This is a genomic window from Mesorhizobium sp. USDA 3734 (assembly GCF_056279665.1).
In genome coordinates this window covers 6,369,539-6,383,290 of sequence record NZ_JBWCCW010000001.1, presented here as the reverse complement: position 1 = coordinate 6,383,290, position 13,752 = coordinate 6,369,539, and the positions used below count along the sequence as shown (strand labels likewise).

Sequence of the window (13,752 nt, the reverse complement as noted above, 5' to 3'; positions counted from 1 at the left end):
CGTCTCGACCATGATAAAGCCCGTCACGCCTTCAGCGGCGGTAGCCGGCGGATCACGGTCGCCGGCAAGGTGGGTTTGACGACAATCCGCCGGATACGCTGCCAGCCAGCCCCGAACAGAATAATCAGCGCGCCAACAACGACCAGGATCAAGGCAAAAGGCGGAATGTCAGTCGAATCGGAGGCGGAATTCACCAGATAATAGATGCCCAGCGAGCCGAAGTAAGCCAATGTAGGAACCAGAAGCGACCGGCGGTCTATGGCAAGCGCGACATAGAGGAAGCCAAGGATCAGAATCGTCAGCATGATGGTTGCATTGGCATCCGGCGCGATATGTCCGAATACGACGTTCTGGCCGGTTGCCATGATAAAGAGCGGATGCACCAGCATGGGCGCCGAGACGACATGCAGCCAGAAAGCGCAGTCAGACCAGATCTTGCGTCGATCCCTATCGTAAATGTCAAAAGCTACACCCGTCGCGAACACGATAAGGCCGCAGATCAGCGGCATGTAAAGTGCCGCGCGGAGCAATTCGGGAACATCCTCAAGGCGCGGCGGCGCAATCGCGCCCGTTGTCACACTGTCATACAGGATTATCGCCGTTTGCAGGAAGGCCAGCAGTGTGAAGGCGATGGCGATAACCCCGGCAATGATGGGGACGCGAAAGCGCCAGAAATAGATCGCCGCCGCAATTATTCCTCCGCCCAGGAACAGATATCCGGCCCGGGACGCCGTCTGGCGCAACGCCAATAGCTGCCAGATAGTCTCCGGCTTGCGTATGCCGATGCTGGCCTCCACTTGTAGCCCCAGGGCGACCAGAATGGCGGCCATGAAAATCAGGGCAAGCACGGACGACGATAATTTCATCCGGTGCTGACGCGTGACAATTTCGGCGAGTCCCCAGGCGAAAACCGCGAGGATGCCAGCGATCCAGAATGTCTGGCCTGGAAGCAAGGTGGTGAGGACAAAGAAGAAGCCGGCGCTGAGCAGAACGGTTCCCACGGTGACGAACAGATCGTTGCCGCCGCCGACCAGCCGGAGGTTTTCCTCGTCACCCTCGTCATCGGCGCGCCTTGCCTCGGGGGCGAGAGCGACCGCGCGTTCCATGGCCTCCAACTGATCGCGCAGCGTCTGCGAGATCAAACCTTTCGCGACTGCCTTGTCGAGTGTTTCGGCGCTGATCAATTGGGCTCCTGCGGCGCGTCGCACGCCATCATCAGGGCTGGCCCATATTCCGTTGTTCTGGTGTCAAAGGCAACAAAGCCGGCCTTTTCATAGGCGCGGATGGCCCTGATATTGGCGGGGTTGGGGTCGATGATGACGCGCGGGACGCCTTCCTCGAAAAGCTGTTCGACGAACTGACGCACGATCGCCGAGCCATGGCCGAGCCCGATCAACTCCGGCCGGCCGATCGACAGGTCGATGCCGAGCGTCCCGAACGGCTGGTCGGCATAGGGATGGTCGTCTTCCAGATGCGGATCGTAGCTTTGCAGATAGGCAATCGGCTTGCCGTCGAGCTCGACGATCAGCGGCTCGACGGAAATGCTATCGATGTGCTCGCGTATCTCGGCGATTTCCGTCTCAGGATCGTCCCACCACTCGGCAACATGCGGCTCGGCCAGCCAGCCGGCGATCATCGGCAGGTCTTTCTCAGTCACCGGCCGAAAATCGTAGAGCGAGCCCGATTCATCCCGATGAGATCGGGATGGGGCTCTATCTTCCTGTTTGACCATGATCTTCTCCGAAAACCGGTTTCCACTTTCCGGGATCATGGTTGGCGGCCGGGTCAGCCGACATCGAGCGTTTCGACGACAAAATTGTTGTTGGTGTAGACGCAGATGTCGGACGCGATCTGCATCGCCTTGCGGGCGATCTCCTCGGCGTCCTTGTCGGTGTCCATCAGCGCGCGTGCCGCGGCCAGCGCGTAGTTGCCGCCCGAACCGATGGCCATGACGCCAAATTCGGGTTCGAGCACGTCGCCGGTGCCGGTCAGCGCCAGCGAGACCGACTTGTCGGCCACCAGCATCATCGCTTCCAGCCGGCGCAGATAGCGGTCGGTGCGCCAATCCTTGGCGAGCTCGACGCAGGCGCGCGTCAGCTGGTCGGGATATTGTTCGAGCTTGGCTTCAAGCCGCTCCAGAAGCGTGAAGGCGTCGGCGGTGGCGCCGGCGAAACCGGCGATCACATTGCCGCCCTTGCCGATGCGGCGCACCTTTTTGGCGTTGCCCTTCATGATGGTCTGGCCAAGGCTGACCTGGCCATCGCCGGCGATCACCACCTTGTTGCCCTTGCGCACCGTCACGATGGTCGTGGCGTGCATGGTCAGTTCATTGGACATTTCCTGGCTCCGAGCAGCGCCATCCCAAAAAGGCGATTGGCGCGGTACGAGTAACTTTGATCGGCCATATGTATGCATGGGACCGATGATTGCAAATCGCCTCTCTGGCAAGGCCGATACCCCTGTCAGAGGCAACTGGCAATCGCCGGACCATGCTGCTAGAAGGCATTCGTTTTCAAGCCTGCGAGCGCTTGAAGCCTCTGAGCCGGTCACGATGTGAACCTCTGGGACAAGGATTGAGTGATGCCGCCCCGTTCCGCCGAAGCAAGCCGCAAGACGAAGGAAACCGACATCTCCGTGTCGGTCCATGTCGACGGCTCCGGCACGTCGGATATCGCAACGGGTGTCGGCTTTTTCGACCATATGCTCGACCAGCTGTCGCGCCACTCCCTGATCGACATGACGGTCAAGGCGAAGGGCGACCTGCACATCGACGACCACCACACCGTCGAGGACACCGGCATCGCGCTCGGCCAGGCCTTGACCAAGGCGCTCGGCGAGCGGCGCGGCATCATGCGCTATGCCTCGATCGACCTTGCCATGGACGAGACGCTGACGCGTGCGGCGATCGACGTATCCGGCCGTCCGTTCCTGGTCTGGAACGTTTCCTTCTCGTCGCCGAAGATCGGCACGTTCGACACCGAACTGGTGCGCGAGTTCTTCCAGGCGCTGGCGCAGAATGCCGGCATCACGCTGCATGTCACCAACCATTATGGCGCCAACAACCACCATATCGCCGAAACCTGCTTCAAGGCGGTGGCGCGTGCGCTGCGCGCGGCTCTCGAACGCGACCCGCGCCAGCCGGACGCGGTTCCTTCCACCAAGGGATCGTTGAAGGGGTAAGGCCATGGCCATCTATGTCGTGATGGAACCGCCCGGCCGCAGCGAGAGGGTCGATACGACGGCCCTTGTCCGTGATGGCTTCACCTGGCTCGGTTTCCTGGTGCCGCCATTGTGGTTCGCCTGGCACCGGCTGTGGATCGAAGCAGCCCTTGCCTTCGTCGTCATGGGCCTGCTTTCGATGCTGGGCCAGAAGCTCGGCCTTGGACTGGCAGGCTCGCTGCTGTCGCTGCTGGTCTCGCTCTATGTCGGCCTGGAAGGGCAGGGGCTGCGCATTTCGGCCCTTCGCCGGCGCGGCTGGCACGAATGGGGCGTGGTACAGGCCGGCAGGCTTGACGATGCCGATATCCGCTATGCGCTGGGGTCGGAAACGCTTGCCGATGAGGCCGCGCCGATGCCGCGCATGGTTCCCGATGCTGCCCTGGCGCGCCCTGCGCAGCCGGGCATCGCGCTGGGGCTCACCCACATCCCCGGAAGAAGCTGACATGCGGGTTGCGATCATCGACTACGGCTCGGGCAATCTGCGCTCGGCCACCAAGGCTTTCGAACGTGCCGCGCGTGAAGCCGGCATTTCGGCTGAGATCGACCTGACATCCGATGCCGAACGGGTCCGCACCGCCGATCGCATCGTCCTGCCCGGCGTTGGCGCCTATGCCGACTGCGCGGCCGGCCTGCATGCCGTCGAAGGCATGTGGGAAGCGGTCGAGGAGGTGGCTATCGACAAGGGCCGGCCGTTCCTCGGCATCTGCGTCGGCATGCAGCTGATGTCCGAGCGCGGCCTGGAAAAGACAATCACCAACGGCTTCGGCTGGATATCAGGCGACGTCAAGGAGATCACGCCAGCCGATCCGGCGCTGAAAATCCCGCAGATCGGCTGGAACACGATCGACCTCAAACGCCAGCATCCGCTGTTTGCCGGCATTCCCACCGGGACCACGGGACTGCACGCCTATTTCGTCCATTCCTACCATCTCGATGCGCGCAAGCCGGACGAAGTCCTGGCGGTCGCCGACTATGGCGGTCCGGTGACGGCGGCCGTCGCCCGCGACAATCTCGTCGGCACGCAGTTCCATCCCGAAAAGAGCCAGGCGCTGGGCCTGGCGCTGATCACCAATTTCCTGCGCTGGAGGCCTTAGAGCATGATCCCGAAAAGTGGCCCTCGGTTTTCGGAAGAGATCAAGCAAAGGGACAAACCATGAGCAAGAAGGGCTACTGGATGGCGATGATCGATGTCCGCGATCCCGAGGTTTACAAGCAGTACATCGAGGCGAATGCCGTCGCCTTTGCGAAATATAGCGCGAAATTCGCGGTGCGGGCCGGCCGCCATGAGAGCCCTGAAGGACCGACCGGAAACCGTCACGTCCTGGTGGAGTTCGAATCCTATGATAGGGCGGTCGAATGCTATCATTCGCCGGAATATCAGCATGCCTCGAAATTCCGGCTTGCCGCCTCATCAGGCCATTTCGTCATCGTTGAAGGCGCCTGAACGGATGATCCTTTTCCCTGCCATCGACCTCAAGGACGGCCAGTGCGTGCGCCTCAAGCACGGCGACATGGCGACCGCCACCATCTACAATGACGACCCGGCGGCCCAGGCCAAAGCCTTCGAGCAACAGGGCTTCGAATGGCTGCATGTCGTCGACCTCAACGGCGCCTTCCAGGGCCAGAGCGTCAACAGCGCGGCAGTCGGCGCCATCCTCAAGGCGACGAAAAACCCGGTGCAGCTCGGCGGCGGCATCCGCACGCTGGCGCAGATCGAGGACTGGCTCGATCGCGGGCTGGCCCGCGTCATCCTCGGCACGGTGGCGGTGCGCGATCCCGACCTGGTCAAGCAGGCCTGCAAGGCGTTCCCGGGCAAAGTGGCCGTCGGCATCGACGCCAAGGGCGGCAAGGTTGCCGTCGAGGGTTGGGCCGAGGCGTCGAGCCTCGGCGTCATCGAGCTGGCGAAGAAGTTCGAGGGCGCCGGCGTCGCCGCCATCATCTACACCGACATCGACCGTGACGGCGTTTTGACCGGCATCAACTGGGACGCCACCATCGATCTTGCCGACGCCGTGTCGATCCCGGTCATCGCGTCGGGTGGCCTCGCCTCGATCGCCGACATCGTGCGCATGACCATGCCCGATGCGCAAAAGCTCGAAGGCGCGATCTCCGGCCGCGCGCTCTATGATGGCCGCATCGATCCGGCGGAAGCTCTGGCGATCCTGCAAGGCAGGCCAGCGGCGGGGACGCGACCGTGAAAATCTCCATCATCCTGGCGCCCTACGACAGCGGCCACTACCATGGCGGCATGGGCCAGGGCCCGGACGCGCTGATATCGGGCGGTCTCGTCGACGCCCTGACCATGGCCGGCCATGACGTTACGGTGGAAGACATCGGCAAGGTCGGAGACATCCAGGAGCGCGAGATCGCCACCGGTTTTGCCGTCTGCAACGCGGTTGCGGCCGAGGTTCGCCTTTCTCGTGACGCCGGTCGGTTTCCAATCGTCCTTGCCGGAAATTGCCTGACCAGCGCCGGTGCTGTCGCCGGCGAAGCCGCCGATGCGATCATCTGGGCCGACCAGCATGGCGACCTCAACACGCCCGAGACATCCATCCATGGCTTTCTCGATGGCATGGCGCTGGCGACCGTGCTTGGCCTGTGCTGGCGGCCGATGGCGGCGGCAATTCCCGGCTTCAAGCCGATCGATCCGTCGCGCTGCGTGCTCGTCAACGCCCGCGATCTCGATCCGGCGGAAAAACAGCTTCTCGAGACATTGCCGATCGTCCGGACGGAATGTCCGGGCGTGGCCCAGGCGACCGAAAGACTGAAGGTCGCTGGCGCCAAACGCGTGCACATGCATCTCGATCTCGACGTGCACGATCCCCAGGACTTGCAGGCCAACCGCTACGTCACATCCGGTGGCCCGAGCCCGGAACAGTTGCGCGACGCGGCTTGCGCCATGGCGCTTGCGGTGCCGGTCGTCGGCATTACCGTCTCCGCCTACGACCCGGCCTTCGACGGGCAGGCCGATGTTCCGCCGCTGGTCGGCCAGTTGCTCAACGATCTCATCGCCACGATAGAGGGCCGCTGATGCTGAAAGCCCGTGTCATCCCCTGCCTCGACGTCAAGAACGGTCGCGTCGTCAAGGGCGTCAATTTCGTCGATCTCATCGACGCCGGCGATCCGGTCGAGGCGGCCAAGGCCTATGACGCGGCCGGCGCCGACGAGCTCTGTTTCCTCGACATCACCGCTTCGTCCGACAACCGTGAAACCATCTTCGATGTCATCGCCCGCACCGCCGAGCAATGCTTCATGCCGCTGACCGTCGGCGGCGGCGTGCGCCAGGTCGCCGACATCAGGAAGCTGCTGCTGGCCGGCGCCGACAAGGTGTCGATCAACACGGCGGCGGTGAAAAATCCGGATTTCGTCGCCGAGGCCGCCGACAAGTTCGGCAACCAGTGCATCGTCGTCGCCATCGACGCCAAGAAAGTGTCCGGCGCTGGCGAGGCCGATCGCTGGGAAATCTTCACTCATGGCGGGCGTGAGAAGACCGGCATCGACGCGGTCGAGTTTGCGCGCCACATGGTCGATCGCGGCGCCGGCGAGATCCTGCTGACATCGATGGATCGTGACGGCACCAAGGCCGGCTACGACATCGCGCTGACCCGCGCGATTGCGGATGCGGTGCGCGCGCCGGTGATCGCTTCCGGTGGGGTCGGCACGCTCGATCACATGGTCGAAGGCATTCGCGATGGCCACGCCGGCGCGGTGCTCGCGGCGTCGATCTTTCATTTCGGCACCTATACGATAGGGCAAGCCAAGGCCCATATGGCCGCCGCGGGGCTGCCGATGCGGCTGGACTCCCTCGGTAATCGGTCTTAAAGCATGGTCCCGAAAAGTGGGAACCGGTTTTCGGAAAAAGATCATGCTTAAACAAGCAGATAGATGACGGCCATGACCGAGTTCTCGCTGTCAGATCTTGAAGAAACCATCAGGGAACGCGCGCATTCCGGCGACCCGGACTCGTGGACGGCAAAACTGTTCGCGCGCGGCATCGACAAGGCGGCGCAGAAGCTCGGCGAAGAGGCGGTCGAGACGGTGATTGCCGCCGTCAAGGGCGACAAACCGGCCCTCGTTTCGGAAAGTGCCGATCTTATATATCATTGGCTCGTCGTTCTCGGCCTCTCCGGGGTTCCGCTGAGCGACGTGCTTAGGGAACTCGAAGGCCGCACCGGGCGTTCGGGCATCGCCGAGAAGGCGTCACGGCCCAAGGGCTGACCGCGAGGAGGGCAGGTATCTCGATGGATCAGCTCGCGCCAACCGAGAAGTATTCCCCCTTTCGTTTCTTTTCCGCCGAGCAATGGTCGCAATTCCGCGCCGACACGCCGCTGACGCTGAGCGCGGATGAATTCCGCCGCCTGCGCTCGCTCAACGATCCGGTCGACCTCGAAGAGGTCAGGCGCATCTATCTGTCGCTGTCGCGGCTTTTGTCCGCACATGTCGAAGCAAGCCAGCTGCTGTTCAGGCAGCGCCAGGCGTTCTTCAACGCGGTGGACATCATCAAGACGCCTTTCATCATCGGCATTGCCGGTTCCGTCGCGGTCGGCAAATCGACCACGGCGCGCGTGCTGAAGGAGCTGTTGGCGCGCTGGCCGTCGAGCCCGAAGGTCGATCTCATCACCACCGACGGCTTCCTGCTGCCCAACGAGGTGCTGCGCCGCGAGAACCTGATGGAACGCAAGGGCTTTCCCGACAGCTATGATGTCGGCGCGCTGCTGCGCTTCCTCTCGGGCATCAAGTCGGCGCTGCCCAATGTCCGCGCACCGGTCTATTCGCATTTGACCTATGACGTCATTCCCGGCGAGTTCGTCACCATCGACCGGCCCGACATCCTGATCTTCGAAGGCATCAATGTCCTGCAGCCCGGCAAGCTGCCGCAGGACGGCAAGATCGTGCCCTTCCTGTCGGATTTTTTCGACTTCGCCATCTACATCGATGCCGACGAGAAGCTGATCCACAACTGGTACATTTCCCGCTTCATGCGGCTGCGCGAGACCGCCTTCCGCAACCCGGACTCCTTCTTTCACCGCTATTCGCAGCTCTCGGAAGATTCTGCCCGCGCCATCGCCGAAGGTCTGTGGACCAACATCAACCTGAAGAATCTGCGCGAGAACATCCTGCCGACACGAGCCCGCGCCGACCTCATCCTGCGCAAGGGCGCCGACCACCTGATCGAGGAAGTGGCGCTCAGGAAACTCTGAATTTCCCGGGACGTTCCTTGATTTCTGGGGCCCTTAAAGTCATCTTAACCCCGCTTTCCTACTGTCGAACCGAGGACACTTCGCGGGCTCCGACAGGCAATGAACGCGCCATTCCTTCACATTGGTTGGCCGGGATGAGCGCGATCGAGGTCCGTCCTGGTCCTGATGCCCTCGCCGCCAGCGGCCGGACTGAGCGGCTTTGGCCGCTTGTTCTGTCGATGGCCGTTCTGGCCATTGCCGTCCCTTGGCAGATGCACTGGGGCGTCAATGGCGATACGAGTTGGAACATCACAATCAGCGAGCGGCTGCTGGCCGGCGATCGCCTCTATATCGATGTGATCGAGACCAATCCGCCCTTCACCGTATGGCTATACCTGCCGGCGGTGTATCTCGCGAAACTGCTCGGAGTGGCGCCGGAATATCTGGTCTATGCCTACAGCTATGCGTTGTGCATTTTTGGCCTGTGGTTTGCCAGCTTCGTTGCGCGTCGCGCCCGATTCCCCGAAAATTCCGGGCTCTACACGCTGTTACCGGCGTTTCTGGCTTTGCTCGTGCTGTTTCCCGGCAACAGTTTCAGCGAGCGCGAGAATCTGGGGGTCGCCCTGCTCTTGCCGTTGCTGGTGCTCATGGCCTGGCGCGCGGCGAATGACCCGTCATCGGCGCCGGAATGGTGGGTAGCCGCATTGGCCGGTCTGTCCGGCAGTGCCATGGTGCTGGTGAAGCCCTACTATGCGATCATGATCATGGCGCCGGCATTTTATGTAGCATGGCGCCAACGCAGCATCAGGTCGCTGTTTGCAATCGAATACTGGATCGTCGGCTTTGTCTGCCTGAGCTATCTGGCCGCAGTGCTCTGGCTTTATCCCGAGTTCATGCGCGACGTCTACCCGAATCTGGCCGACACCTATTTGCGCTACAAACAGTACGGGCCGGTGCTCGCCACCTATGGCGGAGCATACCTTGTTTCGATCTGCTTCCTTCTGTTTTTGCGCGACGGCCGGGCGCTGTCGCCCCTGGTCATGGTGCTGGCGATCGGTTCTGTTGCCGGCTTTGTTCCCCTTGTCTACCAGGGCAAGGGTTGGGCCTATCATGCCTATCCGGCGCTGGTGCTGATGCTGGCGGCGATCACCTGCTGTGCTGTCGAGCGGTCATCGGCACGCGGCGTGGCGCGGTTGGGCATTGTCCAGAAAATGCTGCTGGCCGCCATCGTTGCAGTCAACTGGTTGCCTTTCAAATATAGCGGGAAGCTCGAGGCGGACTTTGTTGCGAGCCTGCGCGCCGCGGTAGATCATCCCACCGTCGGCTTGATCGGTTCGGGTATGGAAAACGGCCATCCGCTCACTCGGACGATCGGAGGCCGGTGGATATCAGCCTATTGCAGCGATTGGCTTGGCGGCCTCGCTGTCCCTTTTGCGAGAATTGCACGTGCGCAGGGCGACACGGCCGAAGCGGCACGTCTTGACGCGATCGTGCGCAATTTTCTCGACGCCAAGATACGCGAGCTGAAGACCGCGAAGCCCGACCTGATGATCGTTCAGAAAACCGATCCTTTCTGGGTTTCACGCGTCATGCAGCGTGACGATTTTTCGAGCTTCATGAATGACTATCGAGTTCTGAGCGAAGATGAGAACATTCGCGTCTACCTTCGCAAGGGTTCAGGAAAAATCACCTCGATCGACTGAGAGTCACGGGTTGACCCGCCGCAACGTCAGATTGATCCTGCCGCCATTTTTCAGCAGTGCCGAAGTCGAGGGGTAGATGCGGTCGACGCCGTGAAAGCACAGCCGCCCTTCGCCACCGAGCACCACGACGTCACCGCTTTGCAGCCTGAACGACTTCGTGGCGCCGTCACGCGTCGTCTGGCCGACCCGGAACAGGCAATCATCACCCAGTGAGACGGAAACCACCGGCGCCGAAAAATCGGCCTCGTCGCGGTCCTGATGCAGGCCCATTCTTGCGTCCTGCGTGTAGAAATTGATCAGGCACGCTTCCGGTGGCTTGGGGTAGCCCGAGACCTGCCGCCACAGCTCGAGCAGCGCCTCCGGGATTGGCGGCCATGGTGAGCCGGTCACCGGGTGCGTCGGCTGGTAGCGGTAGCCATGCGCCTTGTCGGTGACCCAACCGAGCGGGCCGCAATTGGTCATGCGCACGCTCATCTCCTTGCCCGTGCGCGGCATGGCCGGCACGAACAGCGGCGCTTGCTGCACGATGCTTCTCACATCTTCGACCAGCGCTTCCTGCACGCTGCGGGACAGGTAGGCCGGCATGTGGCGGACGCCTTTGGGCAGGACGAGCATGAGGTTGGTCGCTTGATCCGTTCGTCAAAAGCCAAGCATGCCATCGCCAAATGAAAACGGCGACCCGAAAGCCGCCATTCTACCTCTTTGTTCAACGCATTCCCAAGGGAAAGCGCTATGCGCTTTTCCCGGGAAAACCGTTTCACGCCTTTCCTGGAATTGCTCTTGGCAAATTGGCAGTCGCCTTGATCAGGCGAGATCCGGAATGCGCAGCACCTGGCCCGGATAGATCTTGTCGGGATGGGTCAGCATCGGCTTGTTGGCTTCGAAGATGAGCGTGTTCTTGGCGCCCTTGCCCTTGCCGTAGCTCTTCTCGGCGATCTTCCAGAGGTTGTCGCCCTTCTGGACAGTGTAGAAGGTTGGCGCCTTGGCCGGGGCAGCGGCCGTGCCCGCTGTTGGCGCGACCTGCAACTCGTCCGCCTGCACCTTGGAGACGCCGAGCGTGTTGCCGACGGCGATGACCGCCTTTTCGAAGATCGACTGGTCCTTGACCACACCCTTCAGCACCGCCGTGTCACCCTTGACGACGACCTCGACGCCATCGGTGCCGAGCTTGTGCGAATCGAGTTCCTTCTTGAGCGTGTCGGCAGTGGGTGCGGCTTCTTCGTCGCCGCCGATGCCCAGTTTCTTGCCGACGCTCTTGACGAAATCGAACATGCCCATCTTTGGTCTCCCTTTCTGTGGCAATGGGGAACCTTGCATCTGCGGTGCGAAATGGGAAGTCGTTTTGTGCACGCGCTTGGTGTGGTGCTTAATCGTTTTCCACCCGGCCGCGCAGTTTCTTGATCGTGCCGCGTCCGGCCTTGCTCTTCAGCCGCCGTTCCACCGCGCCTTTCGACGGCCGCGTCTTCTTGCGCGGCGGCGGCGGTGGCTCGGCGGCCTTGGCGACCAGTGCCGTAAGCCTGGCCCGAGCGTCCGCCCGGTTCTGTTCCTGGGTGCGGAAGCGGCCCGCTTCGATGACGATGACACCGTCCTTGGTGGCGCGCTGGCCGGCAAGCTTGATCGTGCGCTCGCGCACGCGCTCCGACAGACCCGCTGCGTTGGCCGCGTCGAAGCGCAGCTGCACCGCCGTCGCCACCTTGTTGACGTTCTGGCCGCCGGGACCGGACGAGCGGATGAAGTCCTCGTGCAGGTCGCCCGGGTAGATCACCGCATCGTGCGCAATGATGATGTTGTCGTCGCTCGCCATGCCGCAGTCATGGCGCGGCGGATCGAAAAAGAAAAGGCCCGATCGAAGCCGGGCCTTTCAACGATAGGCAGAGCCCGATCGGGCGATTACTCCGCCGCTTCCTGCATGCGCGGCGCTGCACCCAGCACCACGGCGTCGACATGGCTTTCGAATTTCTCGAAGTTGACGGCGAACATGCCGACCAGTCTTGCCGCCTGCCGGTCATAGCCGGCCTTGTCGGCCCAGGTCGAGCGCGGATCGAGAATGGCGCTGTCGACGCCTCGAACCGCCACCGGCACCTCGAAACCGAAATGGGCATCGGTGCGGAACTCGGCCGTCTTCAGCGAGCCGTCGAGTGCGGCGGCTAGCAAGGCCCGCGTCGCCTTGATCGGCATGCGCTTGCCGGTGCCATAGGCGCCGCCGGTCCAGCCCGTGTTGACCAGCCAGCAATCGGCGTCGTGGCGGGCAATCAGTTCGCGCAGCAAATTGCCGTATTCCGATGGATGGCGCGGCATGAACGGCGCGCCGAAACAGGTCGAAAACGTCGCTTCGGGCTCGGTTACGCCCTTTTCGGTTCCGGCCACCTTGGCGGTGTAGCCGGAGAGGAAATGATACATTGCCTGCGCCGGTGTCAGCCGCGCGATCGGCGGCATCACACCGAACGCATCGGCGGTCAGCATGATGATGTTCTTCGGATGGCTGGCGCGTCCCGTCTTGCTGGCGTTGGGGATGAAATCCAGCGGGTAGGCGCAGCGTGTGTTCTCGGTCAGCCTTGCGTCGTTGAAATCCGGCACGCCATCGGCGTCGAGCACGACATTTTCCAGCACGGTGCCGAAGCGCTGCGTGGTGGCAAAGATTTCCGGCTCGGCTTCCGCCGACAGCTTGATCGTCTTGGCGTAGCAGCCGCCTTCGAAATTGAAGATGCCGTGCGGCCCCCAGCCATGCTCGTCATCGCCGATCAGCGTGCGCGAGGGATCGGCAGAGAGTGTCGTCTTGCCGGTGCCCGACAGGCCGAAGAAGATGGCGGCGTCGCCGGCCGCACCCTCATTGGCCGAGCAATGCATCGGCATCACGCCTTTCGCCGGCAACAGATAGTTGAGCATGGTGAACACCGACTTCTTCATCTCGCCGGCATAGGAAGTGCCGCCGATCAGCACGATCTTGCGCGAAAGATCCACGGCGATCACCGTTTCGGTGCGGCTGCCGTGGCGGGCGGGATCGGCGCGGAAGGACGGCAGGTCGATGATCGTCATGTCAGGCACGAAATGCTCGAGCTCGGCGACATCCGGACGGATGAGCAGATTGCGGATGAACAGCGAGTGCCAGGCAAATTCGGTGATCACCCTGGTGGGCAGTTTCAGCTCCTCATCGGCGCCGCCGATCAGATCCTGGACATAAAGATCCTTGTCCGCGGCATGCGCCCGAAAATCGGCAAGCAGCGTGTCGAACTGGGCCGGTGAGATCGCCTTGTTGTTGTCCCACCAGATATGCGGCTCGGTGGCGTCGTCGCGGACGACGAACTTGTCCTTGGGCGAGCGGCCGGTGTGCTGGCCGGTCTCGGCGACCAGTGCGCCATGCGCGGTCAACCGGGCTTCGCCGCGCCGGATCGATTCCTCATAAAGGGCAGCCGCACCGAAATTATAGCGCACCACGCCGGTGGTTTTCAGGCCGATATGATCGATCGCGCAGGCGGAATTGCGTTTGCCGACTTCCGACATGGGTGTCCCTTCTTGGATTTGCCGCATCTTTGCCGGCACGTTTCCGGCATGCCCGCACCGCAGGCTGAGATGGTCAGAACCAGAAAAGCCAAATGATATCAAATCATTAATCGATTTAAATATTTTGAAAGTTGTTTAAATCGTTTATA

16 protein-coding genes are annotated in these 13,752 nt (G+C 62.2%); 9 read left to right on the top strand and 7 right to left on the bottom strand.

What is annotated here, in order from left to right:
- Positions 1-23: 23 nt before the first annotated feature.
- From ACZ89F_RS30465 to hslV, 3 genes are read right to left on the bottom strand one after another with little or no spacing between them, the layout of a single operon-like run.
- Positions 24-1,184, bottom strand: a complete 1,161-nt coding sequence (locus ACZ89F_RS30465; RefSeq protein ID WP_476095886.1) for a hypothetical protein — start codon at positions 1,182-1,184, stop codon at positions 24-26.
- Positions 1,181-1,732 carry a GNAT family N-acetyltransferase gene (locus ACZ89F_RS30460; protein WP_476095885.1) on the bottom strand — a complete coding sequence of 184 codons (552 nt, stop codon included), beginning with the start codon at positions 1,730-1,732 and terminating at the stop codon, positions 1,181-1,183. The genes ACZ89F_RS30465 and ACZ89F_RS30460 overlap by 4 nt, the downstream gene beginning before the upstream one ends.
- Before the next feature lie 53 nt (positions 1,733-1,785).
- Positions 1,786-2,337 carry an ATP-dependent protease subunit HslV gene (gene hslV / locus ACZ89F_RS30455; protein ID WP_476095884.1) on the bottom strand — a complete coding sequence of 184 codons (552 nt, stop codon included), beginning with the start codon at positions 2,335-2,337 and terminating at the stop codon, positions 1,786-1,788.
- A gap of 243 nt (positions 2,338-2,580) precedes the next feature.
- On the opposite strand from hslV, the gene hisB reads away from it, so the two are divergent.
- The 9 genes from hisB to coaA all read left to right on the top strand — a co-directional run bounded on the left by hisB (position 2,581) and on the right by coaA (position 8,420).
- The gene (hisB, locus tag ACZ89F_RS30450) at positions 2,581-3,180 is read left to right on the top strand and encodes an imidazoleglycerol-phosphate dehydratase HisB (RefSeq protein ID WP_476095883.1); all 600 of its coding nucleotides are present in this window, start codon (positions 2,581-2,583) and stop codon (positions 3,178-3,180) included.
- A gap of 4 nt (positions 3,181-3,184) precedes the next feature.
- A complete protein-coding gene (locus tag ACZ89F_RS30445; RefSeq protein WP_476095882.1) occupies positions 3,185-3,661 on the top strand; it encodes a DUF2628 domain-containing protein in 477 nt (158 codons plus the stop codon).
- Between the two features lies 1 nt (position 3,662).
- On the top strand, positions 3,663-4,313 hold the full coding sequence (gene hisH / locus ACZ89F_RS30440; protein WP_476095881.1) for an imidazole glycerol phosphate synthase subunit HisH: 651 nt from the start codon (positions 3,663-3,665) through the stop codon (positions 4,311-4,313).
- A gap of 59 nt (positions 4,314-4,372) precedes the next feature.
- Positions 4,373-4,663 carry a DUF1330 domain-containing protein gene (locus tag ACZ89F_RS30435; protein WP_476095880.1) on the top strand — a complete coding sequence of 97 codons (291 nt, stop codon included), beginning with the start codon at positions 4,373-4,375 and terminating at the stop codon, positions 4,661-4,663.
- A 4-nt stretch (positions 4,664-4,667) separates the two neighbouring features.
- Entirely contained in the window at positions 4,668-5,417 is a 750-nt protein-coding gene (hisA, locus tag ACZ89F_RS30430) for a 1-(5-phosphoribosyl)-5-[(5-phosphoribosylamino)methylideneamino]imidazole-4-carboxamide isomerase (protein WP_476095879.1), read from the top strand.
- Positions 5,414-6,250 (top strand): arginase family protein, encoded by an 837-nt coding sequence (locus tag ACZ89F_RS30425; RefSeq protein WP_476095878.1) that lies wholly within the window; start codon positions 5,414-5,416, stop codon positions 6,248-6,250. The genes hisA and ACZ89F_RS30425 overlap by 4 nt, the downstream gene beginning before the upstream one ends.
- A complete protein-coding gene (hisF, locus tag ACZ89F_RS30420; protein ID WP_476097434.1) occupies positions 6,247-7,041 on the top strand; it encodes an imidazole glycerol phosphate synthase subunit HisF in 795 nt (264 codons plus the stop codon). Before ACZ89F_RS30425 ends, hisF begins: the two co-directional genes overlap by 4 nt.
- 72 nt (positions 7,042-7,113) lie before the next feature.
- On the top strand, positions 7,114-7,437 hold the full coding sequence (locus ACZ89F_RS30415; RefSeq protein ID WP_476097433.1) for a phosphoribosyl-ATP diphosphatase: 324 nt from the start codon (positions 7,114-7,116) through the stop codon (positions 7,435-7,437).
- A gap of 23 nt (positions 7,438-7,460) precedes the next feature.
- Entirely contained in the window at positions 7,461-8,420 is a 960-nt protein-coding gene (gene coaA, locus ACZ89F_RS30410; RefSeq protein WP_476095877.1) for a type I pantothenate kinase, read from the top strand.
- A 1,685-nt stretch (positions 8,421-10,105) separates the two neighbouring features.
- Here coaA and ACZ89F_RS30405 read toward each other — a convergent pair.
- The 4 genes from ACZ89F_RS30405 to ACZ89F_RS30390 all read right to left on the bottom strand — a co-directional run bounded on the left by ACZ89F_RS30405 (position 10,106) and on the right by ACZ89F_RS30390 (position 13,603).
- Positions 10,106-10,717, bottom strand: coding sequence for an alpha-ketoglutarate-dependent dioxygenase AlkB family protein (locus ACZ89F_RS30405; protein ID WP_476095876.1), 612 nt, complete (start codon positions 10,715-10,717; stop codon positions 10,106-10,108).
- Positions 10,718-10,906: 189 nt separating this feature from the next.
- Positions 10,907-11,380, bottom strand: coding sequence for a peptidoglycan-binding protein LysM (lysM, locus tag ACZ89F_RS30400; RefSeq protein ID WP_476095875.1), 474 nt, complete (start codon positions 11,378-11,380; stop codon positions 10,907-10,909).
- An 88-nt stretch (positions 11,381-11,468) separates the two neighbouring features.
- Positions 11,469-11,906, bottom strand: a complete 438-nt coding sequence (gene arfB / locus ACZ89F_RS30395) for an alternative ribosome rescue aminoacyl-tRNA hydrolase ArfB (RefSeq protein ID WP_476095874.1) — start codon at positions 11,904-11,906, stop codon at positions 11,469-11,471.
- Between the two features lie 86 nt (positions 11,907-11,992).
- Positions 11,993-13,603: a phosphoenolpyruvate carboxykinase gene (locus ACZ89F_RS30390; protein WP_476095873.1), complete on the bottom strand. Its 1,611-nt coding sequence runs from the start codon at positions 13,601-13,603 to the stop codon at positions 11,993-11,995.
- Positions 13,604-13,752: the final 149 nt, after the last annotated feature.

Excerpts from the sequence above, each read along its gene's own strand:
- ACZ89F_RS30460 (WP_476095885.1), bottom strand. The coding sequence starts at position 1,732 with ATGGTCAAACAGGAAGATAGAGCCCCATCCCGATCTCATCGGGATGAA.
- hslV (WP_476095884.1), bottom strand. The coding sequence starts at position 2,337 with ATGTCCAATGAACTGACCATGCACGCCACGACCATCGTGACGGTGCGC.
- hisB (WP_476095883.1), top strand. The coding sequence starts at position 2,581 with ATGCCGCCCCGTTCCGCCGAAGCAAGCCGCAAGACGAAGGAAACCGAC.
- ACZ89F_RS30445 (WP_476095882.1), top strand. The coding sequence starts at position 3,185 with ATGGCCATCTATGTCGTGATGGAACCGCCCGGCCGCAGCGAGAGGGTC.
- hisH (WP_476095881.1), top strand. The coding sequence starts at position 3,663 with ATGCGGGTTGCGATCATCGACTACGGCTCGGGCAATCTGCGCTCGGCC.
- ACZ89F_RS30435 (WP_476095880.1), top strand. The coding sequence starts at position 4,373 with ATGAGCAAGAAGGGCTACTGGATGGCGATGATCGATGTCCGCGATCCC.
- hisA (WP_476095879.1), top strand. The coding sequence starts at position 4,668 with ATGATCCTTTTCCCTGCCATCGACCTCAAGGACGGCCAGTGCGTGCGC.
- ACZ89F_RS30415 (WP_476097433.1), top strand. The coding sequence starts at position 7,114 with ATGACCGAGTTCTCGCTGTCAGATCTTGAAGAAACCATCAGGGAACGC.
- coaA (WP_476095877.1), top strand. The coding sequence starts at position 7,461 with ATGGATCAGCTCGCGCCAACCGAGAAGTATTCCCCCTTTCGTTTCTTT.
- ACZ89F_RS30405 (WP_476095876.1), bottom strand. The coding sequence starts at position 10,717 with ATGCTCGTCCTGCCCAAAGGCGTCCGCCACATGCCGGCCTACCTGTCC.
- lysM (WP_476095875.1), bottom strand. The coding sequence starts at position 11,380 with ATGGGCATGTTCGATTTCGTCAAGAGCGTCGGCAAGAAACTGGGCATC.
- arfB (WP_476095874.1), bottom strand. The coding sequence starts at position 11,906 with ATGGCGAGCGACGACAACATCATCATTGCGCACGATGCGGTGATCTAC.
- ACZ89F_RS30390 (WP_476095873.1), bottom strand. The coding sequence starts at position 13,603 with ATGTCGGAAGTCGGCAAACGCAATTCCGCCTGCGCGATCGATCATATC.